Genomic DNA, 26021 nt, shown 5'->3' on the forward strand with positions numbered 1-26021 from the left:
ACCATCGCCTTGGTCTGTGAGCCGATGTAGAAGCGGGAGTCGGCCGGGATCGTGCCGCCTTCGCCGTTGAGCAGCCGCGACCCGGCGGTGCCCTGGCCGGCGGGCCTGCCGTCCACGTACGCGCCGCCGATCGCGCCCACGACGCCGGGCGTCTTGGCGAGGTTCTCCATGGCCTGCTGGGCGTCGCCGACCGCGGCGGCGCCAGCGGCGCCGGCGGCCGTCGCGGGTGAGGCGGTGGCCAGCAGCAGGGCTGCCGCGGTCGCGGCGGCAACGGACATGCGCTTCAAGACAACAACTCCTTTGAGGGGAGGAAAAGGGGTCAACAAGGCGCACAGGAGGATCACGCGATGACCTGTCGTGCCGTCTCGCCGAGGGACGCCACGGAGGCGTCGGAGATGCCAGGGATCACCATCAACAACACGCGCGACACGCCGCCGAGTCTCACAGCACGCTCCGTAACCCGCCCGCCGGTCGACTCCCATCCACTGTCGGCCACCCGTGTCCCCACCTCATCCGCGCCGTGTCATGGTCAAGTCACGGTCGCGCCGACAGCGGCCGCCGCCAAGAACCGTGACATGCGGCAGACGTACATTCGGAACGAATCGCGTGCGCATGCTAGAGCACGCCTCCCTCCCCCTGTACGAGCCGCCGCCTGATCGCAGTGACGCGGCGCAACCTACTCGTCGACGTCCATCGCGATCGCCCGCTCCCGATCGGCCCGCAACTGCATGACGTGCTGCTCCATCTCCGGCAGGTAGGTCGGGTCGGCGCGGAAGAACGTGCAGGCGGCGCACTGGAAACGGATGGCGCAGGCGTTGCCTCCGGCTCTGACGTTGGCGGGCTCCTGGCAGCGGCCGTAGGGCACTGCCACCGACTGCGCCTCATAGGCGGTGCCCGAACGGGTCGGCCGAGCACACCGGCGCGGTCGAAGCCGTGACGACCGGCGATCTCCACCGCTTCTCGCTTCCGCTTGAGGGAGAGTTGCGGTAGTAGACCTGGGTGGAGATCGTGCTCTTGTGGCCCATGAGCTCGCGAAGCACGTCCTCGGGGTGCCGGCGTACGTCCCGCCTGGCTATCGCTGGCAACGCCCGAAGTCGACGACGTACGTGCCGCCGCCTGCGGCCCCCGCGCCGGCCGGATCCGCCGACCCTGCCGCGACTCCGATGCCGAGGTCTCTCAGCGTCGGGCTCAGGACGATCTGGCGGTGGCCGTACGTGCTGACGTTCACCCACCAGTTGACGGCGGCCCGCGCCGTGCCGTAGCCGGTGCCCCAGCCGGTGTAGGTGGTCTCGGAGTAGGCCCACGACACCGGGTTCGGGCAGTAACCCGCGCCGGTGATGCGACTGTACGGCGTCGAGCCAGTCTGCGGATTGGTGTGCGAGTCGGCGCCGGGCTGCCACCACTTCAGGCTCGCCGCCGCAGCGGCGTGCGACGTCGCCGCCGAGTCGAGCGGGCTGTTGCGGGTGAGCGCGGCCAGCCCGACCTTGGCGCGTTCGGCGTCGATGAGGCAGTGCACCGCCTGGCCGACCATGGCGAGGTTGCCGCTGGTTGGAGCCGCGTCGTAGTACGCTGCCGCGGTGGCGCACCCCGGCGCGGCAGCGTACGCCGGGGCGGCGCTCACGAACGGGACGACCATTAAGGCAGCCAGACCTATGGTGCGAATCACAGGGATCTCCTTTGGCGATCGGATGCTCATGCCTTCCTAGTGAAGGGCGACTCCCAGGTGCGCGCATGAGTAGCCCCTACTCAGCCGCAGCTCTCGCGCAGATCGAGACTCCGTCGCCGTCCAGCTCATCGCGGTAAGCCCCCGCCCGGTCATCGCCATGACCAGCGTCACCTTCCCGCCCCACACGGGGGCTGGCCGACGCCGACGCGGACACGGGGTCGACCAGGAGCCATGCCGTCCACGTCCGTCCTTCGTGTTCAGGGGCCCGCGGTGACGGGTGGGGAGTGCGGGTGGTGGATGGTGGGCTCGTGCCCGATCAGTCGCGCCAGGTGCCGTGCTTCGGCGAGTTCCGCGAAAAGGCCGTCGTGTGAGCATTATTCGTACGGCTCCGCCGGCTGGTCGATCTTCGTGACGTCGGTGGCGGTCAGGTCGGGGATCACGTAGCCGTGGGGGATCTTGCCCTTCCACGGATCCATGAGCCGGTGACCTGTACCCAGGAGTTCTCCCTCGGCGCAGGCACGCCCCGGACCGCCACCTTCAAGGCGAGGGCGTCGGCGGCGCAGCAGCTGATCTGCATCCTGGTGACGTACCAGTGGTTCTTCTCTTCGACGGCACCACGAACACCGGCTCGGCCAGCAGCCACGCCACTCGCGGCCCGTGCTTGTGCTCGTGCTCGTGTTCTTGGTCCTGCGCGTGGTCGCTGTGGTCGCGCCACTGCCGGACGAGCGCGACCAGGGCGAGGCCGACCAGCACCGCGCCGGCGCGGATGAGCAAGGGCCGGAAGCCCGGTTTGACGTCCACCAGGAAGGCGAGCTTGGCCGTGGGCGAGAAGGCGGTCAGCGAGGCGGTCACGAGCGCGTCGGCCTCCGAGCAGATCGACAGCAGCAGCGCCAGCACCAGCACGGACTCCACCGGAACACCGGCCACGGAGGTGAGCCATGAGCGGGGAACCACCACGTTCAGCGTCGCCGCGGTCAGCCCGCCGATGACCAGGAACCCGCCCCGTGTGCAGCAGGTCGTGGAACGTCGAGTCCAGGAAGGCGCCCTCCTTAATCTGCCCGGGCGGCGCAGGTCCTGGTCTCCTTCGTCGCCGCCCTGCAGTACGAGGCCGGTCGGGTATTCGATCTGCCGGGCCAGGACTTCGGCCAGGTAGTGCTGGTCGCCGACGTCGAGACCGCCATGGCCGATCTCGCTGGCGGAGCGACTCGCGGCAAGAGCATCCTCCGGATCGGATGACGCCAGCCGGGTCGGCCCGGAGCGCTGTCGGCTCCAAAAGCATCCCGGGCCGCCGGAAGGAGCTCCAGGGGAGCGCCGACACAACACCCAGTTCCGTGGTGCCCGCTGGATGCCGCGAGAGATCATGACTGGTGCCCGGTGTTCCGGTCGGCCTGGCTCTGCTGACCTGCCCGAGGGTCGCGTTCACGAGGAGCAGGAACTCGGCAGCGGCGCCGAAGCGGGCGCCGGCCGGGGTCGTGGCCCCGAGGATCTCGGCCGCGCGCTGCGATGTGGCGGGCGGGGTGTCGTTCATCTGCAGAGCCGCGAGGGTGGACCGGACCCAGAGCTCGTCGTCGGCGACATAGCGTTCGCGGCGCCCGCCGGGGAGGTCGTTCCCGCTTGAGTAGTCCGTGCTGCTCGAGGAGGGCGACGGTCTGCGAGATCGACGCGGGGCTGACACGAAGCCGCTGGACCAGGTCAGCGGCGGTGGGGGTACCGGAGGCGGTGACACCGAGGCGACAATTCAGCCCGTCGAGGGGCGTGAGCTGTGATCAGCTCACGCGATGAGCTTTGCTTGAAACGCCCATATCCGTCTTCGGGTAAGCGGCGTTGACTGACAGTGTCCGGTCACCTGTCTTCGGGCGAGGTGCGCCGGCGATACCCGGGGGAGGCGGTCGTGTCTGCCGAGACCGTGATCTGGGTGGCCGCCATCGTCGGGGTGATAGTGATGGTGCCGGCCTTCGGTTTCTTCTTGTTGCGGAGGCGTCGAGGCCGCCTTCGCGAGCGATTCGGCCCCGAGTACGAACGCACTGTTGCCGCCGCGGGTAACCGCAGGGCGGCCGAGCGTGAGATGCGAGCCCGTCGAATGCGATCAGGCCCACTCGATATACAGTCGCTCGATCCCGACGCACGCCGCGGCTATGCCGAGAGGTGGGCCGCGGTTCAGGAGCGTTTCGTGAATGAGCCGAGTCCGGCGGTCAGCGAGGCCGATCTGCTGGTGAGGGCCGTCATGGCCAAGCGCGGCTATGCCACCGAGGACTTCGCGCAGCAGGCGTCCGACTTGTCGCTGCGACACAGCCGCACCTTGGAGCACTACCGCCAAGCCCATGAGATCAGCGGGCGCGCCGGGGACGGTTGGGTGTCGATACAGGAACTGCGGCAGGCCTTGACGCATTTTCACGCCTTGTTCGACGACCTCATCGGCGGCGATCAGCGGCCTCTCCGGGCTCGGGCTGCCGCTCGATCATCCATGACACGCCCACACGGAGCTGCGAGTCCCCGCCAGTAAGGTCGCGGCGCTCAGGAGGCCGCGAGCCGGAAACACGATCGATGGATCCACCCCGTGGTCGTGCCACGGAGAACTCACGGAGGTGCCAGACCGATGGCGTTGCCCCATCACAGGAGAGCCAAAGCCGCCTTCTCGCTGATGGCGACGCCTCTGCCGGGACGGCCGAGGAGAGCAGCGCCGACGAGAGCCACAAGGAACGCATCGACCGCGAGCTGTCCGAGCTCCTGCAGGGGCTGAGGGTCATGGTGACCGGGGTGCGGGTAGTGTTCGCCTTTCTCCTGGCGATGCCGTTTCAGAGCGGCTTCGCCAAGGTGGACACCTCGGGCCATTGGCTGTTCTTCATCGCGTTGACGGGGTCGGCCACCGCCTCGGTCTGTTTCATCACGCCCGCTGTTCAGCACCGGTTGCTGTTTCGTACCGGACTGAAGGAGAAGATCGTGCATCGCGCCAACGAGCTGGGCCTCGTCGGCGCCGTGTCCCTGGCGGTCGCGATCACCGCCGGGGCGGCTTTGGTGGCCGAGGTCGTGCTCGGCAATTGGCTCGCCATCGTGTTCGGTGCCGCGGCGGCGCTGGCGACCTGCTGGCTGTGGCTCCTGCAGCCGATCATCGACCTGCGCCGCCAGGCAACGGCCGATCCACCGCAGACGACACACAACGAGGACTAGCCGGGCGGAGGTGGCCCACCACCGTTTCGATGGGCGGCCGATCCGTGACTTCGTTCCGATCTTCGTCGAGCGGATCGCCAAAGAAGACCTGCGCCGGTCCGCCTCCTCGCGCTGATGTCTCTGTACGCCCGAGGAAGGCCAGACGGCCGGGCACTTTCAGTAACGCCTCCCACAGGATACGGATACGGGCGTTGTCAGCCCAAGGCCCTGCGCGCCCAGCCGAGCGCAGCAGAGGGATCCATCCCGAGCGGGATGCGGTCGGTGGGGGTGTAGCTGAGCCACTGGTCGATGAGCCGGCCCAAGTGTTCGGGCACGTCCGGGGTGAGGCGATCGGCGCGTTCGGGGCGGGTGCCGGCTTGCATCAGGTGGCGGATCTGCAGCAGGTCGGCGTCTGTGCCGACGACGGTTTCGAGCTCGCGTCGCAGCGGCGCCAGGCCGGTCAGCAGCCAGTAGGCCAGGGCGCCGACGCCGTACAGGTCGGACAGCGTGCTGGGGGTTGCGCCGGTGACGCCGAGTTGCTCGGGGCTGGCGAACCACTTGGTGCCGCCCGGGGACACCGTGGAGACGCTCTTGCCCGCCTGGTGCAGCTGGGACATGCCCCAGTCGATGATCCTGACGTTGGCAGGGCCGTCCAGCACGATGTTCTGCGGCTTGATGTCCAGGTGGATGATGCCGCTCGCGGCGGCGGCCTCAAGGCCGGCCAGCACCTGGTCCAGGATCTGCAGGCTCCACTTCAGCGAGACGCCGGCGCCTGGCCTGCCGTGGAGGTGGAGGTGGAGGTGGAGGCTGCCTGGCTGGTAGAGGGGCGAGATGAGGTAGACCGCCTGGGATCTGCGGTCTCGGCCGGAGTCGATGATCTGCCCGATGTGCGGGTGGTTCAGGCGCATGCTCCGTACTTCCCGCAGGAAGGTGCGGAATCGTTGGGGGTCGTTGTTGGCTTGGTGGAACACCTTGGCGACGACGGTGGCGGCGGGGTCGGCGAGTTCGTAGGCCTTGTACAGGGTGGCCATGGCGCTGGCGTCGGCGTTCAAGGGGGCGTAGATGTGCCAGCGGTCGTTGAGCACCATGATCGGCGCAGGGCGGTCGTCGTCGTCGGGAGCGGGCGCTGGCTGCGTGCTCTGACCTGCCTGGCCCGCCATGGCCTGCCGCCGCGGCAGGTGCCGGCTCCGCGCACGCTGCAGCGTGGCCGAGGCGATGATCTGCGCTGAGGTGATGATCTGCTCGGCGTCGGCGCGGGCCTGGGCGAGGATCGCGGCGGCCTCGACCTGGGCGTCTTGGAGCACCTGATGGCGCGGCCGGTCCGGCGCGGCTGTTGCCACGACGGGAGGATAGGGGCGAGGCCGATTGGTCGTTCCGCTGCCGACGGGGAGAACAGACATGGGGGCACGAGGTCTCAGCGCGCTGCCGCAGGGCAGGACCCGACCCTGCCCGTACCCGTGCCGGGGGTGGTGCCGTACATCGGGAAGCTGCAGTCCAGACCGGTGACGCGCAGCACCTTGGCCACATGCGTGCGGGGTGCGGCCAAGCCGAGGGCGATGTCCAGGGATCTGGCCTGGCGTTGGACGCCGACAAGGACGCTCAGCCCGGCGGCGTCGCAGAACGACACCCCGGACAGATCGAGGATGAGCAGGCTGGTGCTGTGTTGCAGGGCGCGCAGCAGGCGTTCGCGCACCGCCTCGCGGGTGGCGAGGTCGAGCTCGCCGCGCAGGTGAACGATGGTGGCGACAGCAGGGATGAGCCACAGACCTGCCCCGAGGCGGGGGCGGAGGCTGGTCATGAGGTTCTCCGATCGGGGGCATCGCAGGATGCGGCCCTCGCGGCGACAGGGCTTCGCGAAGAGGTCGAACGAGGTCGGTGACCGTGCTGCGCAGGTGGCCGGCGGCACAACGCCGGGGGCATCCCTCGGGGACCGGTGGCTCATGAGTGAGCGGAGCCGTTCAGCCGGGGCGCGTCGGTACCTGCCTCAAGTCAGGCAGGGTGGAGTGGTCGAGTTCGCCCTCGACCCACAGGCCCGCACGATCGGCAAGTGGGGTGATGCGCAGGAGCTGATCGGTGGCCGTGGCGGGGACGGCCCTGATGGGTGCGGTCGTGATGGGGGTGAGGGCGGTCACGAATCGTTCGACCAGGGCGGCGATAACGGAAGCGGGGGCGCTGGCGGCGTCCTTGGTGCTCATGCCGGGCTCCTACAGGAGAGTACGGGAGACAAGAGGGCCGCGGGGTCGAAGCGGCGGCGTGAACACGTTGCGAGGATGCCAGCGTGAGCAGTGTCGTACGGTGCAGTGACCTGATCATCCAGCAGACTCGACGGAGCGGAAACCACCGATGTCAGCCAGGCTTATCACCAGCGGCGATCACCGGCCAGGGGCTGGTCGGGTGAGAGTAGCGGGACCTCGCCCGGAGAAGTGCCGATCTCCCGGCCCCGGGCACCGACATCGGCCCGGGGGGCACGCTCATCGGTTCCGGTGATAACCGGCCTGATCTTTGCTCATTTCCCCGCCATAGGCCGGGGAGGACACTGGGACTCCAAGCCGCCTGAGCGCGGTGAGTGTCCGTCTGCGCGAGGTCATGGCTGACGGGCAGACGGATCAATGGTCTGCCCGGGTGATGGCAGAGCGGGGCGGTGAAGGGAAAACACTATGAGTCTTGGTACGAAGATCCGAGATAAGGCGCAGGTCGTCAAGGGCTGGGCTAGGCAGCGTTTGGGCCGCGCCACCGACAACCAGCGCCTGCAGGCTGAGGGCAAGACCGATCGGGTCATGGGCAACCTGAAGCAGGCCGGCGGGAAGGCCAAGGACGCCTTCAAGCACTGACTCCCTCTGGGCAGGCTGCCCGGCGGGGCCGGGCCGCGAACCGGTCCCGCCCGAATACTGCCACACCCACGATGAGCCGTGCGACTCGCCGTTCCCCCTCATCGCCTCCGACACTTCCGCGCAATGAAAAGATGGAGACAGAAGCGATGCGCTTCGCGTCGATAGTGCTCATCCTGTGGCTGATCGCCGGCGCCGTCGCGGCGGGCCAGCGCGGTTACTACACAGGACCGGTCGAGAACTGCAACCAGGTGGCCACCGTCGCCGTAACGGTCCTGGCAGGCCCGCTCAACTATCTTGGTATGAACCCGAAGATCGCCTGCCAGACGCCCAAGCCCAGCAAGTAGCGTCAGGGCTGCCCAAGGCTCGCGAGGATCTAAAGTGCAGGAAGATGGTCCCTGTCGGTGCTGCCCGGTCGGGAAGGGGTGGCGGGCATGGAGTTGCGCCAACTGCGCTATTTCGTGACGCTTGCCGAGGAGCTGCATTTCGGCCGGGCGGCTGCCCGGGAGCACATCGTGCAGTCCGCGCTGAGCCAGCAGGTGCAGCGGCTGGAGCGCGAGCTGGGGGTGCGGCTGCTGGAGCGCAGCACCCATCACGTCGACCTGACCCCGGCGGGCACGGCCTTCCTCGTCGAGGCGCGCCAGATCCTCGACCATGTGGGCCGAGCCAAGCAGGTCGCGCGCAACGCCGTCGCGGTAACACCGACGCTTCGGGTCGGCATCATCGACGCCGGCTACGATTCGATGCCGCAGATCCTGCGTGAGCTCCAGCGCGCCCATCCGGATATCACCATCCATCAGGTCGAGGCGGGCACCCCCGAGCAGTACCGGCAACTGGCCGACGGGCGCCTGGACATCGGCATCGGATATGCCTCCCAGGTTCCGCACGAGGTGACCTTCGAGCTGATCAGGCTCGATCCGCTCGGCGTGCTGGTTCCCGACGACCACCGCTTCGCCGGCTGGGACGCCGTACCCGTCGCTGCCCTGGCCGACGAGTTGCTGCTGCTCGGCGAGGAAGCGCAGACACCCGAGCTCAACCAGCTCGTCATCGAGCTGTGCCGCTCGGCCGGGTTCGCACCCACCATCTACGAGGGAACCGTCGAGAGCACCCGCGCCGCCGCCGACCTCGTCCTCCAGCACCGCTGCGTGCACTGCATCCCCTCCTCCTCCCACACCTCCAACCGGCCGGGCACCACCTGGCGGCCCCTGACCGAACCCGTCACGCACTACCCCTGGTCACTGCTGTGGCACGACGCCAACTCCTCCCCCCACATCGCCGCCGTCATCGACAGCGCCCGACAACTCGCCCAACGGCTCGGCTGGCTGCAATCCGCCGCCCGGCCCACCGAACCGACACCCGGCGAAGATGCTCCGACAGCCACCAGCCACAGCGATGAGCCTGTGTGATACGCCGGGTTTCAATGCCGGTCGCGCCACGAAGTTCCTTCTCCTGCTGATCGGTTCTGCAGATGGGTTCTTTCCGGATCGCCGGTTTCCGTCCCGTACGCCGGGGGTGTTGGCTCAAGGCGAACGAGTACGACCGTCGGCGCCGACAATCCCGCGGCGGCCGGCCCCCTGCTTCGACCGGTCCGGAAGACCGATCCGCGCAGACATCGATGCACCGCCAAAGGGAGTTCGGCCATGGGCATCATCGCTTGGATCATCCTCGGACTGGTCGCCGGGCTGGTGGCCAGAATGCTGGTCCCCGGTAAAGACTCGCAAGGCTTGATCATCACCCTTGCGCTCGGCATCGGCGGGGCGCTGCTGGGCGGCTTCGTGGCCACCCAGGTGTTCCACGTCGCCGGGGTCCAGGGCTTCTTCAACCTGTCCACCTGGATCTGCGCCATCATCGGCGCGGCAGTCCTGCTGCTCGGCTACAACCTGATCACCGGCCGGCGTTCGGGTCGCTGGGCCGGCCGCCGATGACCCCGCCCCACTCACCCCGCGGCTCAGGTGCCTGCCGCGGCAGGAGTGATGCGTGATGCCCATTGCCGCAGCCATCGCGGTCATCGTCTTCGGCGCGATCCTCACCTTCGCCCTGGCGGACGGCTCGGCGGGCGGCTTCAACCTACGCATCGTAGGTGTCATCTTGATGCTCGGCGGCGCCGCCGCCCTCTTGCTGCCTCTGCTGCTGCGCAGCCGGTCACGCTGGAGCCAGTCCACCGTCCGCAGCCGCCAGGACGTCATCGACGACCGGCCGCCACCCACCCTGATAGACCCTCCTGACTACGACGGCAGACAGGGCGGTACCCGCAGGGCGGCCCCGGACGATCATCGCCTGTGAAAAGAGATGCACCACCGTACCGGTGACCGCATCCGATCTGAAGCCGTACGGAACGCCCGTGCCGGCGGCGGCCGGTACGCCGCGGCAGCCCTCTGGGCGGTCAGGACCAGGCGGCACACCGGTATCGGCGTGCCGCTGCTCAACCTATGTCCAACCGTTGTCTTTGCCCCGTCCTCGCCAACGTGCGCGAAGGCATCGACATCTCTAGGAGGCAGACATGCGCAACGACCACGTACGCCTTGACAAGCGCCTAGACGAATTCGCCGACACACCGCCGCTCCGGCCCGTACCCGTCCCCGTTCTGGAACGCGACAGCGCTGAGGATGCCCCGTCGACGACACCGTCTGACAAGCTCGTCTTCGACCTGTCGGCCCAGCCACCACCCGCACCGCCGGCACCAGCGGTGTCTCTGCTCGACAGTGACCCGGCCGGTGTCCATGACCGCTGGCGAGACCTTCAGACGGCCTTCGTCGACGATCCCCGCGATGCGGTGCAACGCGCCGACTCGCTCCTGGACGAAGTGATGGCCTCAGTCCATCAAGCCCTGGAAAGCCGCATCCGTGAGCTGCAGGACCTGTGGAAGAACTCCGGCCACAACGACACCGAGCAGCTGAGAATAACCCTGCGCTCCTACCGCGACACCCTGCACCGGCTGCTGCCACTCACCGACGCCTCCGACCGTGATGACGCGTCACGGTAACCCCGTCCCGTTGGTGCGGTTGAACACTGACTCCGGCCGTCCTCCACGTCCCCCGACCTTGGCCGTCCTTGTCCACCGACGGATCGCCGGGCGTTTGCCAGGCAACCGGAAGAAAGGAAAAGGGATGGCCGTCCTGGACACTGGCCTGGAACAGATGACCGCCGAAGAGCTCCTGATCGAAATGGTCCGGCCGCAGATCTCGGAAGCGCACAAGGCACGGCTGCGCGAGCGGCTGGTTGAGACGCACGCCTGGATGGCCAAGTCCCTCGCGCGCCGCTACCGCAACCGGGGCGAACCCGTTGATGACCTCTTGCAGGCCGCCTACGTCGGCATGGTCAAGGCCATCAACGGGTTCGACGCCGGCCTCGGGCACGACTTTCGCCGCTACGCGGCCGTCACCATGGCGGGCGAGGTCAAACGCCATTTCCGGGACCATGCGTGGGCAGTCCGGGTTCCCCGCGTCTACCAGGAAGGCCGCTCCAGGCTGAACAAGCTGTCTGCCGACCTCAGCCAGAGCCTGGGCCGCTCGCCTACCGTCGCCGAGCTGGCGCTCGAGATGGGCCGGTCGGAGGAAGACGTCCTGCTGACGATGGACGCCTCGGGCGCTTACAGCACTCTGTCGCTGGATGCCCCCGTCAACAACGACGGCGACTCCTCCAGTCTGGGCGACTTCCTGTCCCAGGACGACGAAGCACTGGACACCGTCATCGGCAGGCAGTCCGTCAAGGCGCTCATCGACGCCCTGCCCACGCGCGAGAAGCACATCCTGCTGCTGCGCTTCTACGGCAACCAGACCCAAGCAGAGATCGCCGCCGAGTTCGGACTCTCCCAAATGCACATCTCCCGCATCCTGCGCAACGTCCTGGGCCAGCTACGCAAGGCACTGACCGACTAACCGCACCTGGAGGACTGTGATGACGGCGAAGAGCGGGGTCAAGTCCGCGGGCCGCCAGGCGGCCTCAAGCCGCTGGCTTGAAGGGCTGGCCCGGGGAGGGTTCGTGGCATGCGGTGTCAACTACCTGCTCATCGGCGTGCTGGCCATACAGATCGGCGTAGGCGCCGGCGGTGAGGCGGCCGACACCTCAGGAGCGATGCATGCCGTCATCGCCTACCCCGGCGGGTTGGTGCTCTTGTGGCTGGTAGCGGTCGGTTTCGCGGGGCTGGCGTTGTGGCGACTGGCCGAGGTGGTGTACGGGCAGGCCAGCCCGAACGGCCAGACGGTCACCAAACGGCTGGCGTCTCTGGGCCGTGCCGTCATGTACATAGCCCTGTGCATCGGCATCGTCACCTTCCTGCTCGGCGTCGGAAGCCAGCGGTCGGGTAACAAGCAATCCAAGGATTTCACCGCGATCCTCATGAGCTTTACGGGCGGTCGATGGCTGGTCCTGCTGGTCGGTCTAGGCGTCGTCGGGGTGGGCCTCAGCATGATGGCGGAAGCCGTCCGCAGAAAGTTCGTCGACAACCTGCACATGACACAGATGAGCGCGCGCACCCGCAAGACCGTCCAGGCGCTGGGGGTCGTGGGCATCTTCGCGCGTGGGAGCGTGTTCGCCGTCCTCGGCGTGTTCCTCGTCGTCACCGCCGCCACGTTCGATGCGAAAGAGGCCCAGGGGCTGGACGGGGCGCTGCGCAAGTTCACGTTGACGCCCCTTGGCCCCTGGCTGCTGGTCGTCGTCGCGCTCGGCTTGGTCACCTTCGGGTGTTACTCCTGGTTCGAGGCGCGCTGGCGCAAGACAGAGCCCGGCTAGACGACCTCACCGACCTAACCATCAGACCTGCGCCCCGCCGTCGAGCCGGGACGCTGGATCCAGTGGCGCCGCTGAGCGAATTTGGCGATCGGCGGCGGCGATGAGCCTTGCTGGCTTCGCCCGTATCCGGGCGGCGGCGATGGGCGTTAACTGAGGGGGTCCGGCCGCCGGCCTGAGGAGGTGTGCCGTGATGGGTGCTCGGGAGAGCGCCTGGCTGCTCGCGGCACGCTCGCCAAGGCGTCTTCGGGTCCTTGGAGGACATCGTGGCCACCGTTCAGGCCAGTACCGCAAGCAATGCCGCTCCCGTGGTAGCGGGCCCAGCGCTGGTGGTCTTTCCCGGCCTGACGTCATTGGCCAGGCAGGCCGCACCCCGCCTGCTGGAGGCGGTGATCGTCCCTCTCACGCTGTTCTACACTGCATTGGCCGTCTTCGGCCTGTACGGTGCGCTGGCCGCGGTGCTCGCCTGGGCCTATGGCAGCGTCGCCTGGCGGCTGCTCAGGGGCCGCACGGTCTCCGCGAGCATGATCCTGGCCACGATCGCGATCACCGTCCGCGTCGCGCTGGCGGCCTGGAGCGGAAACGCGATCATCTACTTCCTGCAGCCCGAGCTGGGCACACTCTGCTTCAGCATGGTGTTCCTGGTCTCCGTCCGGCTGCGCCGTCCGTTGGTGGGCAAGCTGATCGGCGAATACGTCCGGCTGCCCCGGGCGGTCATCACGCACGAGCGGGTCCGCCGCTGCTTCGTCCAGCTCACCCTGCTGTGGGCGCTGGTCCTGTTGCTGAATTCGACCTTGAGCATCTGGCTGCTGCTGCACGCGACGCTCGGCACCTACCTGCTCGTCCGCCCCATCGCCGTCGCGGTCATCAGCGTGCTCGCCTTCACCTGCTCGGTGACGCTCTTCCTGCGGGTGCTGCGCCGACTCGGCCTCTCTGCCAGAGCCGACCAAACCCGTCACCTGCCGAAGGGTGCGGGACTGCACGAACTCCAGCACGATCCACGGCCGTCCTGCCCGTTCGACCACGTCGTACACGGCGGTGACATGGGGTGGCTGATCCGCGCTGCTGCGCGAGCCTCTCGCCGGGTGCGCTCGGCCAGGATCCTCCGTTCGGGGTAGCGCCACCTCCTTGATCGCGACGTCACGCGGCAGCAGCTCGATGCGTCCGCGCCCGACTGTCCCCAGTCCGCCCCTGCCAAGGGGTTCGAACCTCCTTCCCCTCCCCTCCTCCGCCAGCCGGTGCGGAGGCCGACGGTACCGATTCCCGCCTGGTGCAGGGCGAGCAGGCATAGCCCAAGGAGCACGAAGAAAACTCCGTCGAGCCCGGCGAGGGAGACGTTGAGCAGGTCGAAGAGCAGGCCGAGTCCGAAGATGATGGCCGCACCGAGGTCATCACCCCATCAAGTAGTGCGCCGGCTTGCTGCACGGCCTCGCGTGGGTCGTCCACGAACGTCGCCTGCAGAGCCGTTCCTGCAGGGCACCCAGCAGCGACGCGGGTACGGCGACCTCATCGGAGGGCGGGGTATCGGCGAGCGGGGGCTCCGAAACCTGCCCCTCGATGCGTTCGCCGTCTCGAATATCCATGTTGAGTCACCTTTCTCCAGAGCCGTCGCCCTGGAGCGACGGCTCACCGTGGGCTGGTGTCGTTTGTCGTTGACCCTCGTCGGCCCCGATGAGGAGGTCGTCGAACAGGGCGCTAGTGCTGCATGGCCTGCCGTCGATCCTCGGTGGGTGCCTCATTCCGGGCGGCGCGTCCACTGATCGCGTACGCCTGCCTATAGCGGTCCAGGGTGGGGCCGCGAGTGACCGACAGATCGGATACCGTCGTCCCCGCTATCGCTGCTGGTGATGGGGCTTGCTGCGACTGCCTCTTTCCGCTGATTCGCCGATCACGTTGACTGAGGTATGAGATCAGTCGGCGCACCTTGCGTCGCTGTCGCCGTGAGGGGGTCGTGATGACCCTGGACGCAGAAGGTATGCAGGTAACCAGGCGGGCCGCTCTGAACGGTAGCGCGCCGCGCTGCGATCACCTCGACACGCTGATGGTTGTCGAACGCGCATCACCCGAATGCAAGGAATGCCTGGTCCTCGGCTGGGCCTGGACACGCCTCCTGGCCTGCCTCACCTGCGGATGGGTGGCCTGCTCCGACGATTCTCCCGGCAACCACGCCCAGGCGCACTACCAGGAGACCGACCATCCGGTGGTCGCCGCGATCGAGGCGGGCTCGAGCTGGCGATGGTGCTATGTGCACGGGCGAACCGTGTGAGCGGGACGAGAAAAGCCCCCGGGCAGAGGCCTTCGGCTACCGGCAATCCAAGTGGGCTGACCTGGGCGTTTCGAGCGACGTCTCCAGGGCAGCCGTGATCTCAACAGCAGATGAGGAGGCGTCACGTGACCGCCGGGACTCTGATCTGGGTGGCCGTCATCGTGGTAGTCGTGGTGGCCATCGCCGCAGTCGCGTATCTCGCACTACGCCATCAGCGCCGTAGCCGCCTCCGTGAACGGTTCAGCCCGGAATACGAACGCACACTGGCCGGGCAAGAGAACAGGGGCGCGGCCGAACAGGAGTTGCTCGCCCGTGAGGAGCGCGTCGCCGAGCTCGACATCCGACCGCTGGCGCCCGAGAGCCGGCAGACCTATGCCGCGCGCTGGACAGAGGTGCAGGAACGTTTCGTCGATGCTCCAGGTTTCGCGGTGACAGAAGCCGACCAACTGGGCTCCGGGGAGGATCGGACCGGATTTTGGCGCTAGAACCGACCGGCTCGCCGCCCGCACATGGATGCTGAGAGCGGGGTGAGGAACGGGAGCGAACCGCCGTTGGCTGTGGGCGGTGCTGTCGATGATAGGCCGGTCAGCCCGTGGACGTAGCCGACGACAGCGCCGTGGCGTTCGTAGCCTCGGCCACGATCAGCGCGGCCAGGCTGACCCCGAAGTCCTCCATGGGCGAGTCGGCGCCGGAGATGTGGGTGAAGTCGGCCGGCAGGCCGGTGCGGTCGAAAAACTTCCAGCAGCAGCAGCTCGGGAAAGTCCAGCCGGGGCAGCATGCCGTCGACCAGGCTCCGCAGCTCCTTCATCAGCGGCGGCTCTTCGGCCGCGCCGAGCTTCTCCAACTGCAGCCGGCCGCCGACGAACTGCACCGCGGTGTTGGCGCCGAGCCCGTCCAGCACTCGGGCATAAGCGCCCTCCAGCGCGCTGGCGAGCTCGGCCAGATGCCCGGCCGGTTCGACCTCCAGCTCCAGCGAGGTGAGGAGGCGCGGCCCGCGCCTCCTGCCACGCCGACCCGTCCAGCAGCCGGGCTCGCGGGTCGCTCCAGCGCTCGGCCCCTTCGGCGAACACATCGCGCCGGCGCAGCGCGTGGTGCAGGTGCATCACGGCGCACAGCACGAACGCCGCCTTGCCGATCTGTCCCTCCGGCAGGTCCGGGTTGCGGTAGACCAGTGGCCGCCATGACCCGGCGATCAGCGCCTCGTGCGCGGCGATGTCGCCGGGGGTGTAGCGGCGCCGGTTCTTGGCCATCGCCGCAGCGGTGCGCACCATGGCCAGCACCGGAGTGCCGGCCTCGACCGCGCGGAACCGGATCACCTCCAGCAGCAGTTCGCTGAAGCCCTGCACGGTGCGGTAGCGCTTGACCAGCTCCGCCCGCCATTCGGCGGCCGCGTCATCGTCGGTGGCAGGCACGAACGCCGCGATCGTCTGCACCGCCGAGGCCAGCTTCTCGCGCGGCACCACCTCCTCGATCGCTTTCCACACCTCCACCAGCGACACCAGCCGATCCTCGGTCGCCTCCGGCGCCGACATCAGCACCTCTACCGCCGAGGCCATCGTGCGCGCTGCCTTGCGCAACTTCGGGAACGTGCGCAGCTGCTCTGCCTTGCCCGCCCGCTCGGCCCGGGCCAGCAGGTTGGAGGTGATGAGCAGGTCCAGCACGTCCAGGGCGTCATCGACCCCGGCCCGAGGCCCGTGTCGGCGCGGTACGCAGCCGCTCCAACTCTGAGACCCGCCGATCGGCAGGCCCCTTCAGCAGATCAGCCAGCCGCGCCTGCAGCTCCGGGCCGGCGCGCTCGGCCAGCGTGCGATAAGGGCCAGGGTGTCGGTGCGGATCTGATCGGCTTGCTCTTTGTGGGTCAGGTGCCAGCGCAGCATGCTCAGCATCCGGCGCTCCTGGAAGGTCTTCAATATCGCCAGGTAGGCGACCCGTTCACCGGCGAGGGACGCTAGTGCCTGCGGGACGGTGGTCAGCACCAGCAGGGGCAGCAGGACCGGCGCCAGTGTGGCGATCACCACTGTGGCGGCGATCAGGGTGGTCAGGGAGGCGACCAGGTTCTGCGACTCGCCGATCATGTCCTGGCTGACGCTGACTCCTCGGTCGGCCTTGTCGCACCGGTCATCGAACCCCGGGTGGTCGTAGGCGGCCATCTCGGCGTTGGTGGCCGCCTCCAGGAGGCGGTACTCGGCTTCGCGACCGATGCGCGGGCCCAGCCGGTTCGACAGGCCCCCTACCGCGATGCCCAGGAGCGCGCGCAGACCGGCGGCCCCGGCCAGGACCACGATCGAGGGCAGGGCCTCGCGCAGGCGCGTGGGGTCGTGGGCGGATTGGATCAGCGCGCCGAGCGCCGCGGTCGTGGCAAGCAGGCCGAGCGCCTCCGCCAGGCCGGAGATGATCTGGCAGACCAACAGAACGATCACTGCGCGTCGGTCCACGGCCCAGGCCAGGGCGAAGGAACGGCGGATCAGTTGCGGCAGGCGCCTGGTGAGTCGCCTCCAGGTGAGGTGATCGGTCCATTCGGTGTCTCGGCCGTTGAAGTTGAACGTCAGCTCTTCGTTGTGCTGCTGTTCTTCGCCGTGCTGGTGCTGTTCGGGGGTGGGATCGGCGACGGTTGCCTTGTCGGACACGTCAGCGGGCTCCTTTCCGGTGCGGGGGCGAACGGGGCGAGGCCACTGCGTGCTCTGCGGTACTGCGCGTACGGCCTGAACATCACTCGACGGACTGCCTCACCCCCCGGGCCGTCACGTAGGGCTCCTTGGCGAGCGCTGTGCGTAACAGTTTCGGACGCCCGACAATCCGTGGCTTGCCGTGATCGATTCACTTCCTACGTGATGGCGAGTTCTATCGCGGGCGCCTCCAAGCGGCAGCGGCCCCAGCCTGTGTTCAGTGGCCGGGGCGAGGTCAAGCCGGACGGCGAGTACGTCGCGGAGGAAGGTGCGCTCCTGCGTCAGGCCGCGCGCGGTGAGGTAGTCCTGGAGCCAATTCCTGATGCGTTCCATCTCCGCCAGCACCTCGTTCTGGTCGTGGTCCAGGAGGCTGCGCGAGCGTCGGTACTCCAGCTCGCATTGCGAGAGCCTCACGTCCGGTGCGGCAAGGAGCGAACAGTGGTCGAGGAAGATGCCGCAGGGTGCCCGGTGATCATGGATTCGCACTGGATGTCGTAGCGGACGCGGCGGAAGGGCGGCATGGCCCGTACCTGAAGGCCCATCTCCTCGCGTAGATACTCCTCGAAGCCGCCCAGGGAAATGTCCAGGTCGGGGGAGATCTGCTCGCGGCGCGCGAAGGTGTCCTCCGTATACCACTTCCGCTTCAGCACGTGGCCGCCGTTCACCGTCTGGATGAAGGTCGAAGAGGTGGTTTTCGGTGAAGTAGATCTGGAACTCATTCCGGTACTCCGGCTGGCAGCCGTCCAGGACGCCGTGACGCAGAGCCTTCAGCAACTCCATGGCGGCCACCCAGATGCCCGTTCCCGGCGTCAGGTTGAACTTGTACTCCAACTCGGTCCCGGCGAAGTGAGTCTGGAAGTACCGCTTACGGTTGTTCAGGCGGAGCGCCGCGCAGGCGTGGGCCTTGAGTGCGGGGGGCAGCCAGCGCAGAGCCTCCACCGGCCCATCGCCAACCAGCCTGGGGGTGATACGGATGAAGCAGGCATCCTCAGGGTGGAAGCGGATCTGGGCGAAGACGTGGTAGCCGCCGGTGTGCTGCGCCAGGTAGCACAGCGGTACGAGGCCGGGAGCCACGGTGGGGCCGGCCATCGCCATCAGATCGGGACCGGCGATGGCGTCGGGGAAGAGGACACTGCCGTCGATATCGCGGTCCGGTGCGAGCGTGTCGCCGGAGGCGGTCAGCGGGCGGACAGGGCAGAGGCCGAGCGCGTCCCAGCGGACGACAACGGTGGTAGTTGGGGAAGCGCTCGCTTCCTGGGGTGGGACCTGGACCAGGACGATGGGGTCGTCCGGTCGGCGCGGCGTGGTCTGGTTGAGCAGGTGGATTCCGCCCAAGACGACCCAGGCCCGCGTGTGGTCGCTTCACGATGCATGGTGGACCTGCCTTTCCGGTTCCGTGTTCGTTCGGTGGCTGGCATCCCGTACGGAGGTGGCGGCATACGGTGTGCGGGTGATCCACCGCGAGGACGAAGAGACGATCTTGGATGCCGCGGCCGTCGATGTCGGCCTGGCGAATTCGACGGCGCGCGGGCTTGGCTGGAGCAGGCGCGTCGGCACCCGATGGAGCCGCTGGCGGCGGATGTCTGGGTGAGTGATCCAGGCTTCGGGCACATTCTGCTGGTTAAGCACAGGGTGCGCGGCTCTGTGCCGCCCGGTGGCAAGGTCGAGCCGGGAGAGACCCCCGCGCCGCGGCAGCACGCGAACTGGTGGAGGAGACCGGGCTGCACGTGGAACTGCTGGAGGTGCCGGCCGCGGTCTGCGTGCGTTCCTACCGCTCGGACTGGTCGCCGACGCTGGGCCTGTCGTACGCCGCGATCGTCGGTCTCGATGCGCCGCTGAGCGGGGAGAGCGGGCAGCCGCCGCGCTGGTTCGCCCTCGATGAGGAGTGGGGGTCGGTGTTTCCCGAGGATCGCGACCGGATCCGGGCGTACGTAGCCCGGCTGGTGGCCGCTCGCGCTGTCGGGGCGCACTGACCATCGGCTGAGGGACATGGTCAGATCACATCGTCGATCCGGTCGAGCGCCTCGCCGGGCATGGCGACGAGTTGCAGGTCGTGGAGGAAGCGGACCCAGACCGGTTCCAGTCCCGGCCGGGCCGCGGACTCAGCTGCGGTGATCTGTCCGGCGAAGGCGGCGGTGCGCTGGGCGTACTGCTGGAGCTCGTCGGGGTGCACCCATCGGGGGGCGCGCACCTCGCGGGCCGAGGGGTGGAGTTGCCCGGAGGTCTGGGTCTCGAAGATCGTCCACTGGTGGCCGACGGTGCCGCCGGTGGGTCTGCGGCACCGGTTGGACCGCCAGCCCTGGTGCAGCAGGTGGAGGCGGGTTACGGTCAGGCCGACCTCCTCGGTGACCTCTGCGGTGGCGGCCTGCTCGGGGCCGCCATGGGCGTCGATGTGCCCGGCGACGGGCGCGATGCCGGCCGGCGAGGCGGTTGCGGCAAGGCGGGAGGGGCGGTACGCTCACTTACTTGGCACTTCAAGCCAAAGCTATATACAAGCCTCCCGTTAGGAGTATACCAGCGAATGGCTAATCGTCAAGATGCTCTCGCGGAAGCCCTTGACGTCGAGCAGGGGACGGTGTCCATGCTCTACGGCAGACTCGACGCGGCGCGTGAGCGGGCGCGGGCGGTGCTGCGTGAGGTGTACGGCCGGGGTGGCGCGCTGGGCACCCGCCAGGCCAGGGTCGAGCGTGAGGTGAGCGCCTCGGAGCAGGCGCGGCGGCTGGCGCAGCTGGACGGGGTCGAGCGCGGGCTGTGCTTCGGCCGGATCGACGACAGCGGCGGCGAGACCACCTACATCGGCCGGATCGGGCTGCGCGATGAGGGGCACGAATCGGTGCTGATCGACTGGCGCGCCCCGGCGGCCCGCCCGTTCTACGTGGCCACGGCCAGCGATCCGGGCGCCCTGCTGCGCCGCCGTCACCTGCACACCCGCGAGCGCACGGTGGTGGGCCTGGATGACGAGGTGTTCGACCTGGAGCGCATGAGCGAGGGCGAGCGCCGCACGCTGGTCGGCGAGGCGGCGCTGCTGGCGGCGCTGCGCCGGGGCCGCACGGGACGGATGGGTGACGTGGTGGCCACCATCCAGACCGAGCAGGACCGGGTGATCCGCGCCTCTCTGCAGGGGGCGCTGGTGGTGCAGGGCGGCCCCGGCACCGGCAAGACGGTCGCGGCGCTGCACCGCGCCGCCTACCTTCTCTACACCCACCGCGACACGCTGGAGCGGCGGGGGGTGCTGGTGGTGGGGCCCAATCCGATGTTCCTGCGCTACATCGGCCAGGTGCTGCCGGCGCTGGGCGAGACGCAGGTGGTGATGTCGACGGTGGGGGAGTTGTTCCCCGGGGTGCGCGCGGTCGACGTCGACGGGCCGCGGGCGGCGGTGGTCAAGGGCGACGCGCGGATGGCCGAGGTGGTGGCGGCGGCCGTGCGTGAGCGGCAGCGCCTGCCCGAGGGCGATCTGGAGGTGCTGCTGGACGGCCGGGTGCTGCGGGTGCCGCGCGCGGTGTGCGTGGCGTTGCGGGAGCGGGCGCGGGCGGTGCGGTTGCCGCACAACATGGCGCGCAAGCTGTTCGTCACCGAAGTGCTGAAGGAGCTGGCGCGGGCCGAGGCGCGGGCGGTGGAGGAGGCGCTGCGGCTGGCGGAGATGGAGTTCGAGGATCCGGAGCTGGCCGAGCCGCTGGATCTGGAGCGCGATCTGGACGAGGTCGATCTCACGCTGGCCTCCGCGCGGCTGTGGCAGGAGCCTGCGATATACGAGGCGGTGGAGGGGCTGTGGCCGGAGCTGACGCCGCAGCGCGTGATCGGGGAGTTGCTGGCCTCCCCGGAAACGCTGTGGCAGGTCTCGCCTCCGGGACTGGAGTGGCAGGCGCTGGTACGGCCGGCGGGCTCGCCGTGGACGATCGGCGACGTCCCGCTGCTGGATGAGGCGGCCGAACTGCTGGGCGAGGACGACTCGGCCGACCGGTCGGCGTCGCGGCAGGCCGAGGGCGAGTGGGAGGAGCAGGAGCGCTACGCCCGGGAGGTGCTGGAGAGCACCGGCCTGCTGGAGGAGGGCATCTTCGACCGGGCCGACGTCCTGGCCGATCGCCACGCCGACACCGGCCTGGACCTGAGCACCGCCGAGCGGGCCGCGGCCGACCGCCAGTGGGCCTACGGTCACGTGATCGTGGACGAGGCGCAGGAGTTGTCGGCGATGGCGTGGCGGATGGTCATGCGCCGGGTTCCGGCCCGCTCGCTGACGGTGGTGGGCGACATCGCCCAGACGGGTTCGGCGGCGGGCGCACGCTCCTGGGGCGAGGCGCTGGACCCTTATCTGCGTGGCCGCTGGCGGGAGGAGCGGCTGCTGGTCAACTACCGGACGCCGGCGGAGATCATGCGGGTCGCGGCCGACGTCCTGCGTGTGGTCGATCCGTCCCAGAGCGTGCCGGAGTCGGTCAGGGACGGGGAGGCCGAGCCCCGCGCGGTCCGTACGGGCCTGGCCGGGCTGCCCGCGCTGGTGGCCGAGGAACTGGCGCTGATCGGTGAGGGCCGCCTGGCCGTCATCACCCCGGACGCCGCTCATGCGGGGGTGGCGGCGCTGCTGCCGGATGGCGGCGATCTGGAGGCGCCCGTGGTGGTGCTGACGGTGACCCAGTGCAAGGGGCTGGAGTTCGACGCCGTCGTCGTGGTGGAGCCGGCGGCCATCATGGCGCAGTCACCGATGGGCGGCCAGGACCTGTATGTGGCGGTGACCAGGGCCACCCGCCGCCTGACGATCACCCACGAGAACGACCTGCCGCCGGTCTTGTCCCGCATGTCCAAAAAATCTACTTTGTAAAGGCGTCCGGGCGGGGCAAAAACCCAAACACATAATCGAATAAATACTCTCATTTAGAGGCTAGGGGCTTACGGAGGGTCACGGGTAGAGCTGGTCGGCGACCTCGCGGACGCGGGTGGTCACCTGTAGCAGGCAGCGCAGGGTCTCGGTGTCGAGGTGGTCCATGATGCGCCGGTAGTGGTCGAGACCGACATCGTTGATCTCGGCCAGGAGCTTGGCGCCCGCGTCCGTCAGCTCGACCCGGCGCACGCGCCGATCGTGGGGGTCTTCGCGCCGGCTGACCAGCCCATGGCTGACCAGCCGGTCGACGATGCCGGTCACGGTGCCCAGGCCGACGCCGAGGTCGTGGGCCAGCTCCTGCCCGGAGGCCGAGCCGGTGTGCGACAGCAGCATGACAACCTTGAGTTGCCGCATGGTGAGGTTGGAGGTGAATAAGGCGGACTGGGTCTGGCTGAGGGCCCGCCCGAGGCCGCGCTGGGTCTCGGTGATCCGGCGGATCAGGTCTTCGCGTTCGTCGTCCACACTCACCTCTCGCTTCCTGAGAAGGTTATCAGGAAAGCCAAGGCAGCTTAAATATTCGTACAAGGCGAAGTGTTAGTCTGGGGCGAATTCTGAAGGGACGCTCATGACCGCATTCGCCCGGTTGAGTCTTGCCAACCGCAGCCTCGTGATCTTACTTTCGATCGTGATCACCGCGTTCGGCGCGTTCACGATCCCGCAGCTCAAGCAGCAGTTGCTGCCGTCGCTGTCGTTCCCCGGCGCGTTCGTGATCGCCTCCTATCCCGGGGCTTCGCCCGAGATCGTGGAAGACCAGGTGACCAAGCCGCTGGAGGACTCCTTCCAGGGGATTGACGGCATGGAGCAGATGACCTCCACCTCCAAGGAGGGCATGACCCAGGTTCAGGTGGCCTTCGCCTTCGGCACCGACATCGAGGCGTCGATCAGCAAGATGCAGCAGGCGGTCAGCCGGGTGCAGCCGCAGTTGCCCTCCGGTGTGGAACCCCAGGTGGTCGCGGGTAACACCGATGACATTCCGGTGCTGGTGCTGGCGGTGGGCGACGGCGGCGATGAGCGGGCGATGGCCGACAAGCTGCGCCAGATCATGGTGCCGGAGCTGCAGGCCGTGGAGGGGGTACGGGAGGCGACGGTCACGGGCACCCGTGACGAGGTCGTCACGATCAAGCCGGACCTGAAGAAGATGGCGCTGGCCGGGGTGTCGGCGGCGCAGATCCCGGACGTGCTCAAGGCCAACGGAACGCCGATCCCGGCGGGCACGCTGAACTCCGGCTCCTCCTCGCTCACGGTGCAGGTGGGCGAGCGGGTCGATTCGATCGACAAGCTGAAGGACCTGTACCTGACTCCGGCCCAGCCGCAGGCCACCCCGGCCCAAGCACAGCCGCAGGCGCAGCAGGGCCGGCCGGGCGGGCAGCAGCAGCCGGGCGGCCGTCCGGCGCAGACGACCGCGCTCGCGCAGCCCAAGCCGCTCAAGCCGGTGAAGCTGGGTTCGGTGGCCGATATCACCCGCGGCCTGGCCGAGGCGACGACGATCACCCGTACCGACGGCCGGACCAGCCTGGGCGTGTCAGTGACGATGATGCCCGACGGCAACGCGGTGTCGATCTCCAACGCGATCCGCGAGAAGCTGCCCGACCTGGGCCGCTCGCTGGGCGACTCGTCGGAGACGGCCGTGGAGGTGGTCTTCGACCAGGCCCCCTACGTGCAGCAGTCGATCGAGAGCCTGACCACCGAGGGCCTGCTGGGCCTGGCGTTCGCGGTGCTGGTCATCTTGGTGTTCCTGCTGTCGGTGCGCTCGACGCTGGTGACGGCGGTGTCGATCCCGCTGTCGGTGGTGATCGCGCTGATCGCGTTGTGGGCGGGCGACTATTCGCTGAACATGCTGACCCTCGGCGCGCTGACGATCGCGGTCGGCCGGGTGGTGGACGACTCGATCGTGGTGCTGGAGAACATCAAGCGCCATCTCGGCTACGGCGAGGCGAAGCTGTTGGCGATCTTGTCGGCGGTACGCGAGGTGTCGGGCGCGGTGACGGCCTCGACGCTGACGACGGTGGCGGTGTTCGCGCCGATCGCGGTGGTCGGCGGCATGGTGGGTGAGTTGTTCGGCCCGTTCGCGGTCACGGTGGCGGTGGCGTTGCTGGCCTCGCTGGTGGTGTCGCTGACGGTGGTGCCGGTGATGGCGTACTGGTTCCTCAAGGCGCCGGTGCTGACGCCGGAGGAGGCGCGGGCGCAGCGGGAGGCGGCCGAGGCCAAGGAGCTGCGCAGCCCGCTGCAGCGCGCCTATCTGCCGGTGCTGCGCTTCGCGACGCGCTTCAAGCTGGTGACGATCCTGATCGGCCTGGCGGTGATGGTCGGCACGCTGGGACTGGCGGGCAGGCTGCAGACCAACTTCCTGGACTCCGCCGGCCAGAACACGATCTCGGTGTCGCAGAAGATGCCGGTGGGCACGGACCTGGCCACCACGGACGCGGCCGCCAAGAAGGTGGAGGGCGTCCTGGCCGGCCTGGACGGCGTGGAGACCTACCAGGTGAACGTCGGCGGCGGCAACGCGATGCGCGGCGGCGCCGGTGGCGGCGCGGATCGCGCGTCGTACTCGCTGACGCTGAAGGAGGGCGCCGACACCCCGGCGGTGGAGCAGGCGCTGCGCGACAAGCTGACCGGCCTTTCGGGCATTGGTGAGGTGACGGTCGGCGGTTCGGGCGGCGGCGGCTTCTCCTCCGACTCCATCGACGTGGTCGTGCAGGCGGCCGACGCCGAGACGCTGCGGACCGCGGCCGACGCGGTCAAGACGGCCATGGGCCAGGTCTCGGGCCTGCGTGATGTGTCGTCGAACCTGGAGGCCAGCGCCCCGCGGATCGAGGTACGGGTCGACAAGGAGAAGGCGGCCGCCAAGGGCCTGTCGGAGGCGCAGATCGGCCAGTCGGTGGCGCAGGCCTTCCGCGGCGCGCCGCTGGGTCAGCTGACGCTGGACGGGCGGGCCAGCGACCTGGTGCTGCGCGTGGGTGAGGCTCCCGAGGACGTCAAGGAGATCGAGAAGCTGAAGCTGGCCACGGCGACGGGCCTGGTGAAGCTGTCGTCGGTGGCGGATGTCAAGCGGGTGGCCGGGCCGACGCAGGTGACCCGGATCGACGGTGAGCGCTCGGCGACGGTGTCGGCCAAGGCGACGGGTTCGGACCTGGGCAGCGTGACGCAGGCGCTGACGACGAAGCTGAACGGCGTCACGCTCGCCTCGGGCGCCTCCTACGAGATCGGCGGCGCCTCAGCCGATCAGCAGGACGCCTTCGCGGATCTGGGGCTGGCGATGCTGGCGGCCATCGCGATCGTGTTCATGATCATGGTCGCGACGTTCCGCAGCTTCGTGCAGCCGCTGATCTTGCTCGTGTCGATTCCGTTCGCCGCGACGGGCGCGGTCGGGCTGCTGGTGGCCACCAACACGGCAATGGGCGTGCCGGCCCTGATCGGCATGCTCATGCTGATCGGGATCGTGGTGACCAACGCGATCGTGCTGATCGACCTGATCAACCAGTATCGCGCCCAGGGGTTGGGGATCGTCGAGGCCGTGATCGAGGGCGGCCGGCGCAGGCTGCGGCCGATCCTGATGACGGCGGTGGCCACGATCTGCGCGCTGACGCCGATGGCGCTGGGCGTGACGGGGCAGGGCGGGTTCATCTCCCAGCCGCTGGCGGTCGTGGTCATCGGCGGGCTGATCACCTCGACCCTGCTGACGCTCGTCCTGGTTCCGACCCTCTACACGATGGTGGAGCGGGCCAAGGAGCGGCTGCGCCGCAAGCCGGCCGAGCCGAAGAAAGAAGCGGCGAAGGTTCTGGCTCCGACCCCGTAACGCAGAGGGGTGCTCCGCCCGTACGGCCTGGTGCCGTACGGGCGGAGCTGT

At 68.7% G+C, this 26021-nt stretch carries 31 protein-coding genes and 1 pseudogene; 17 read left to right on the forward strand and 15 right to left on the reverse strand.

Annotated elements, in window-relative coordinates:
- The 6 genes and pseudogenes from AB0C30_RS47300 to AB0C30_RS47325 all read right to left on the reverse strand — a co-directional run.
- On the reverse strand, positions 1-287 hold a 287-nt coding region (locus AB0C30_RS47300; RefSeq protein ID WP_357956723.1), incomplete at its 3' end, for a hypothetical protein.
- Positions 288-676: 389 nt separating this feature from the next.
- Positions 677-871, reverse strand: coding sequence for a hypothetical protein (locus AB0C30_RS47305; RefSeq protein WP_357956725.1), 195 nt, complete (start codon positions 869-871; stop codon positions 677-679).
- A gap of 10 nt (positions 872-881) precedes the next feature.
- Complete coding sequence (locus AB0C30_RS47310) at positions 882-1085, reverse strand: hypothetical protein (protein WP_357956727.1); 204 nt, start codon at positions 1083-1085, stop codon at positions 882-884.
- A complete protein-coding gene (locus AB0C30_RS47315) occupies positions 1073-1666 on the reverse strand; it encodes a CAP domain-containing protein (RefSeq protein WP_357956729.1) in 594 nt (197 codons plus the stop codon). Before AB0C30_RS47315 ends, AB0C30_RS47310 begins: the two co-directional genes overlap by 13 nt.
- A gap of 798 nt (positions 1667-2464) precedes the next feature.
- A pseudogene (locus tag AB0C30_RS47320) lies at positions 2465-2705 on the reverse strand (permease); the annotation flags it as partial.
- Between the two features lie 319 nt (positions 2706-3024).
- A complete protein-coding gene (locus tag AB0C30_RS47325) occupies positions 3025-3408 on the reverse strand; it encodes a helix-turn-helix domain-containing protein (protein ID WP_357957079.1) in 384 nt (127 codons plus the stop codon).
- 149 nt (positions 3409-3557) lie between these two features.
- On the opposite strand from AB0C30_RS47325, the gene AB0C30_RS47330 reads away from it, so the two are divergent.
- Genes AB0C30_RS47330 through AB0C30_RS47340 form a run of 3 tightly spaced genes read left to right on the forward strand, consistent with a single transcriptional unit; the run spans position 3558 to position 4949 of the window.
- Complete coding sequence (locus AB0C30_RS47330; protein WP_357956731.1) at positions 3558-4169, forward strand: hypothetical protein; 612 nt, start codon at positions 3558-3560, stop codon at positions 4167-4169.
- Positions 4170-4210: 41 nt separating this feature from the next.
- Positions 4211-4834, forward strand: coding sequence for a DUF6328 family protein (locus AB0C30_RS47335; protein ID WP_357956734.1), 624 nt, complete (start codon positions 4211-4213; stop codon positions 4832-4834).
- A 10-nt stretch (positions 4835-4844) separates the two neighbouring features.
- The gene (locus AB0C30_RS47340) at positions 4845-4949 is read left to right on the forward strand and encodes a three-helix bundle dimerization domain-containing protein (RefSeq protein ID WP_357956736.1); all 105 of its coding nucleotides are present in this window, start codon (positions 4845-4847) and stop codon (positions 4947-4949) included.
- Positions 4950-5028: 79 nt separating this feature from the next.
- Here the strand turns inward: AB0C30_RS47340 and AB0C30_RS47345 are convergent, their stop codons facing one another.
- The 3 genes from AB0C30_RS47345 to AB0C30_RS47355 all read right to left on the reverse strand — a co-directional run bounded on the left by AB0C30_RS47345 (position 5029) and on the right by AB0C30_RS47355 (position 7008).
- On the reverse strand, positions 5029-6153 hold the full coding sequence (locus AB0C30_RS47345; RefSeq protein ID WP_357956738.1) for a protein kinase: 1125 nt from the start codon (positions 6151-6153) through the stop codon (positions 5029-5031).
- Between the two features lie 74 nt (positions 6154-6227).
- Positions 6228-6611 carry an STAS domain-containing protein gene (locus AB0C30_RS47350; protein ID WP_357956740.1) on the reverse strand — a complete coding sequence of 128 codons (384 nt, stop codon included), beginning with the start codon at positions 6609-6611 and terminating at the stop codon, positions 6228-6230.
- Between the two features lie 160 nt (positions 6612-6771).
- Positions 6772-7008 (reverse strand): hypothetical protein, encoded by a 237-nt coding sequence (locus AB0C30_RS47355; RefSeq protein ID WP_357956742.1) that lies wholly within the window; start codon positions 7006-7008, stop codon positions 6772-6774.
- Positions 7009-7470: 462 nt separating this feature from the next.
- Here AB0C30_RS47355 and AB0C30_RS47360 point away from each other — a divergent pair, with 462 nt between their 5' ends.
- The 9 genes from AB0C30_RS47360 to AB0C30_RS47400 all read left to right on the forward strand — a co-directional run bounded on the left by AB0C30_RS47360 (position 7471) and on the right by AB0C30_RS47400 (position 13487).
- Positions 7471-7644, forward strand: a complete 174-nt coding sequence (locus AB0C30_RS47360; protein ID WP_357956744.1) for a CsbD family protein — start codon at positions 7471-7473, stop codon at positions 7642-7644.
- A gap of 131 nt (positions 7645-7775) precedes the next feature.
- Entirely contained in the window at positions 7776-7988 is a 213-nt protein-coding gene (locus tag AB0C30_RS47365; RefSeq protein ID WP_357956746.1) for a hypothetical protein, read from the forward strand.
- 87 nt (positions 7989-8075) lie between these two features.
- Positions 8076-9047, forward strand: a complete 972-nt coding sequence (locus AB0C30_RS47370) for a LysR substrate-binding domain-containing protein (protein WP_357956749.1) — start codon at positions 8076-8078, stop codon at positions 9045-9047.
- A gap of 234 nt (positions 9048-9281) precedes the next feature.
- Complete coding sequence (locus AB0C30_RS47375) at positions 9282-9566, forward strand: GlsB/YeaQ/YmgE family stress response membrane protein (protein ID WP_357956751.1); 285 nt, start codon at positions 9282-9284, stop codon at positions 9564-9566.
- 55 nt (positions 9567-9621) lie between these two features.
- Positions 9622-9924: a hypothetical protein gene (locus AB0C30_RS47380; RefSeq protein WP_357956754.1), complete on the forward strand. Its 303-nt coding sequence runs from the start codon at positions 9622-9624 to the stop codon at positions 9922-9924.
- A gap of 217 nt (positions 9925-10141) precedes the next feature.
- Positions 10142-10624 (forward strand): hypothetical protein, encoded by a 483-nt coding sequence (locus AB0C30_RS47385; RefSeq protein ID WP_357956756.1) that lies wholly within the window; start codon positions 10142-10144, stop codon positions 10622-10624.
- 124 nt (positions 10625-10748) lie between these two features.
- Positions 10749-11519 carry a SigB/SigF/SigG family RNA polymerase sigma factor gene (locus tag AB0C30_RS47390; protein ID WP_357956758.1) on the forward strand — a complete coding sequence of 257 codons (771 nt, stop codon included), beginning with the start codon at positions 10749-10751 and terminating at the stop codon, positions 11517-11519.
- 19 nt (positions 11520-11538) lie between these two features.
- A complete protein-coding gene (locus tag AB0C30_RS47395; protein WP_357956760.1) occupies positions 11539-12372 on the forward strand; it encodes a DUF1206 domain-containing protein in 834 nt (277 codons plus the stop codon).
- Between the two features lie 305 nt (positions 12373-12677).
- Positions 12678-13487 (forward strand): VC0807 family protein, encoded by an 810-nt coding sequence (locus AB0C30_RS47400; RefSeq protein ID WP_357956762.1) that lies wholly within the window; start codon positions 12678-12680, stop codon positions 13485-13487.
- 273 nt (positions 13488-13760) lie between these two features.
- Here AB0C30_RS47400 and AB0C30_RS47405 read toward each other — a convergent pair whose 3' ends face one another.
- On the reverse strand, positions 13761-13952 hold the full coding sequence (locus AB0C30_RS47405) for a hypothetical protein (protein WP_357956764.1): 192 nt from the start codon (positions 13950-13952) through the stop codon (positions 13761-13763).
- Between the two features lie 371 nt (positions 13953-14323).
- On the opposite strand from AB0C30_RS47405, the gene AB0C30_RS47410 reads away from it, so the two are divergent.
- Both AB0C30_RS47410 and AB0C30_RS47415 read left to right on the forward strand, forming a co-directional pair.
- Positions 14324-14635, forward strand: coding sequence for a UBP-type zinc finger domain-containing protein (locus AB0C30_RS47410; RefSeq protein WP_357956766.1), 312 nt, complete (start codon positions 14324-14326; stop codon positions 14633-14635).
- Positions 14636-14760: 125 nt separating this feature from the next.
- Positions 14761-15120, forward strand: a complete 360-nt coding sequence (locus AB0C30_RS47415) for a hypothetical protein (protein ID WP_357956768.1) — start codon at positions 14761-14763, stop codon at positions 15118-15120.
- Between the two features lie 156 nt (positions 15121-15276).
- Here the strand turns inward: AB0C30_RS47415 and AB0C30_RS47420 are convergent, their stop codons facing one another.
- The 3 genes from AB0C30_RS47420 to AB0C30_RS47430 all read right to left on the reverse strand — a co-directional run bounded on the left by AB0C30_RS47420 (position 15277) and on the right by AB0C30_RS47430 (position 18636).
- Complete coding sequence (locus AB0C30_RS47420; RefSeq protein ID WP_357956770.1) at positions 15277-16296, reverse strand: hypothetical protein; 1020 nt, start codon at positions 16294-16296, stop codon at positions 15277-15279.
- Positions 16297-16386: 90 nt separating this feature from the next.
- Positions 16387-17262 (reverse strand): hypothetical protein, encoded by an 876-nt coding sequence (locus tag AB0C30_RS47425; RefSeq protein ID WP_357956772.1) that lies wholly within the window; start codon positions 17260-17262, stop codon positions 16387-16389.
- 114 nt (positions 17263-17376) lie between these two features.
- The gene (locus AB0C30_RS47430) at positions 17377-18636 is read right to left on the reverse strand and encodes a hypothetical protein (RefSeq protein ID WP_357956774.1); all 1260 of its coding nucleotides are present in this window, start codon (positions 18634-18636) and stop codon (positions 17377-17379) included.
- Between the two features lie 371 nt (positions 18637-19007).
- On the opposite strand from AB0C30_RS47430, the gene AB0C30_RS47435 reads away from it, so the two are divergent.
- Positions 19008-19274 (forward strand): hypothetical protein, encoded by a 267-nt coding sequence (locus AB0C30_RS47435; protein WP_357956776.1) that lies wholly within the window; start codon positions 19008-19010, stop codon positions 19272-19274.
- Positions 19275-19294: 20 nt separating this feature from the next.
- On the opposite strand, the gene AB0C30_RS47440 is transcribed toward AB0C30_RS47435, so the two are convergent.
- A complete protein-coding gene (locus AB0C30_RS47440; RefSeq protein WP_357957081.1) occupies positions 19295-19714 on the reverse strand; it encodes an NUDIX hydrolase in 420 nt (139 codons plus the stop codon).
- Between the two features lie 108 nt (positions 19715-19822).
- Between AB0C30_RS47440 and AB0C30_RS47445 the strand changes: the two genes are divergently transcribed.
- A complete protein-coding gene (locus AB0C30_RS47445; protein WP_357956778.1) occupies positions 19823-22114 on the forward strand; it encodes an ATP-binding domain-containing protein in 2292 nt (763 codons plus the stop codon).
- 78 nt (positions 22115-22192) lie between these two features.
- Here AB0C30_RS47445 and AB0C30_RS47450 read toward each other — a convergent pair whose 3' ends face one another.
- Positions 22193-22642, reverse strand: coding sequence for a MarR family transcriptional regulator (locus tag AB0C30_RS47450; RefSeq protein WP_357956780.1), 450 nt, complete (start codon positions 22640-22642; stop codon positions 22193-22195).
- Positions 22643-22739: 97 nt separating this feature from the next.
- On the opposite strand from AB0C30_RS47450, the gene AB0C30_RS47455 reads away from it, so the two are divergent.
- A complete protein-coding gene (locus tag AB0C30_RS47455; RefSeq protein WP_357956782.1) occupies positions 22740-25970 on the forward strand; it encodes an efflux RND transporter permease subunit in 3231 nt (1076 codons plus the stop codon).
- Positions 25971-26021 lie beyond the last annotated feature (51 nt).

Origin of the sequence: Nonomuraea sp. NPDC048901, assembly GCF_040649695.1 — a bacterium.
Taxonomy (GTDB): Bacteria; Actinomycetota; Actinomycetes; order Streptosporangiales; family Streptosporangiaceae; genus Nonomuraea.

Coding starts and splice junctions, on each gene's coding strand:
- AB0C30_RS47335 (WP_357956734.1), top strand. CDS start 4,211: ATGGATCCACCCCGTGGTCGTGCCACGGAGAACTCACGGAGGTGCCAG.
- AB0C30_RS47350 (WP_357956740.1), bottom strand. CDS start 6,611: ATGACCAGCCTCCGCCCCCGCCTCGGGGCAGGTCTGTGGCTCATCCCT.
- AB0C30_RS47355 (WP_357956742.1), bottom strand. CDS start 7,008: ATGAGCACCAAGGACGCCGCCAGCGCCCCCGCTTCCGTTATCGCCGCC.
- AB0C30_RS47360 (WP_357956744.1), top strand. CDS start 7,471: ATGAGTCTTGGTACGAAGATCCGAGATAAGGCGCAGGTCGTCAAGGGC.
- AB0C30_RS47365 (WP_357956746.1), top strand. CDS start 7,776: ATGGAGACAGAAGCGATGCGCTTCGCGTCGATAGTGCTCATCCTGTGG.
- AB0C30_RS47370 (WP_357956749.1), top strand. CDS start 8,076: ATGGAGTTGCGCCAACTGCGCTATTTCGTGACGCTTGCCGAGGAGCTG.
- AB0C30_RS47375 (WP_357956751.1), top strand. CDS start 9,282: ATGGGCATCATCGCTTGGATCATCCTCGGACTGGTCGCCGGGCTGGTG.
- AB0C30_RS47380 (WP_357956754.1), top strand. CDS start 9,622: ATGCCCATTGCCGCAGCCATCGCGGTCATCGTCTTCGGCGCGATCCTC.
- AB0C30_RS47385 (WP_357956756.1), top strand. CDS start 10,142: ATGCGCAACGACCACGTACGCCTTGACAAGCGCCTAGACGAATTCGCC.
- AB0C30_RS47390 (WP_357956758.1), top strand. CDS start 10,749: ATGGCCGTCCTGGACACTGGCCTGGAACAGATGACCGCCGAAGAGCTC.
- AB0C30_RS47395 (WP_357956760.1), top strand. CDS start 11,539: ATGACGGCGAAGAGCGGGGTCAAGTCCGCGGGCCGCCAGGCGGCCTCA.
- AB0C30_RS47405 (WP_357956764.1), bottom strand. CDS start 13,952: ATGGATATTCGAGACGGCGAACGCATCGAGGGGCAGGTTTCGGAGCCC.
- AB0C30_RS47410 (WP_357956766.1), top strand. CDS start 14,324: ATGACCCTGGACGCAGAAGGTATGCAGGTAACCAGGCGGGCCGCTCTG.
- AB0C30_RS47445 (WP_357956778.1), top strand. CDS start 19,823: ATGGCTAATCGTCAAGATGCTCTCGCGGAAGCCCTTGACGTCGAGCAG.
- AB0C30_RS47455 (WP_357956782.1), top strand. CDS start 22,740: ATGACCGCATTCGCCCGGTTGAGTCTTGCCAACCGCAGCCTCGTGATC.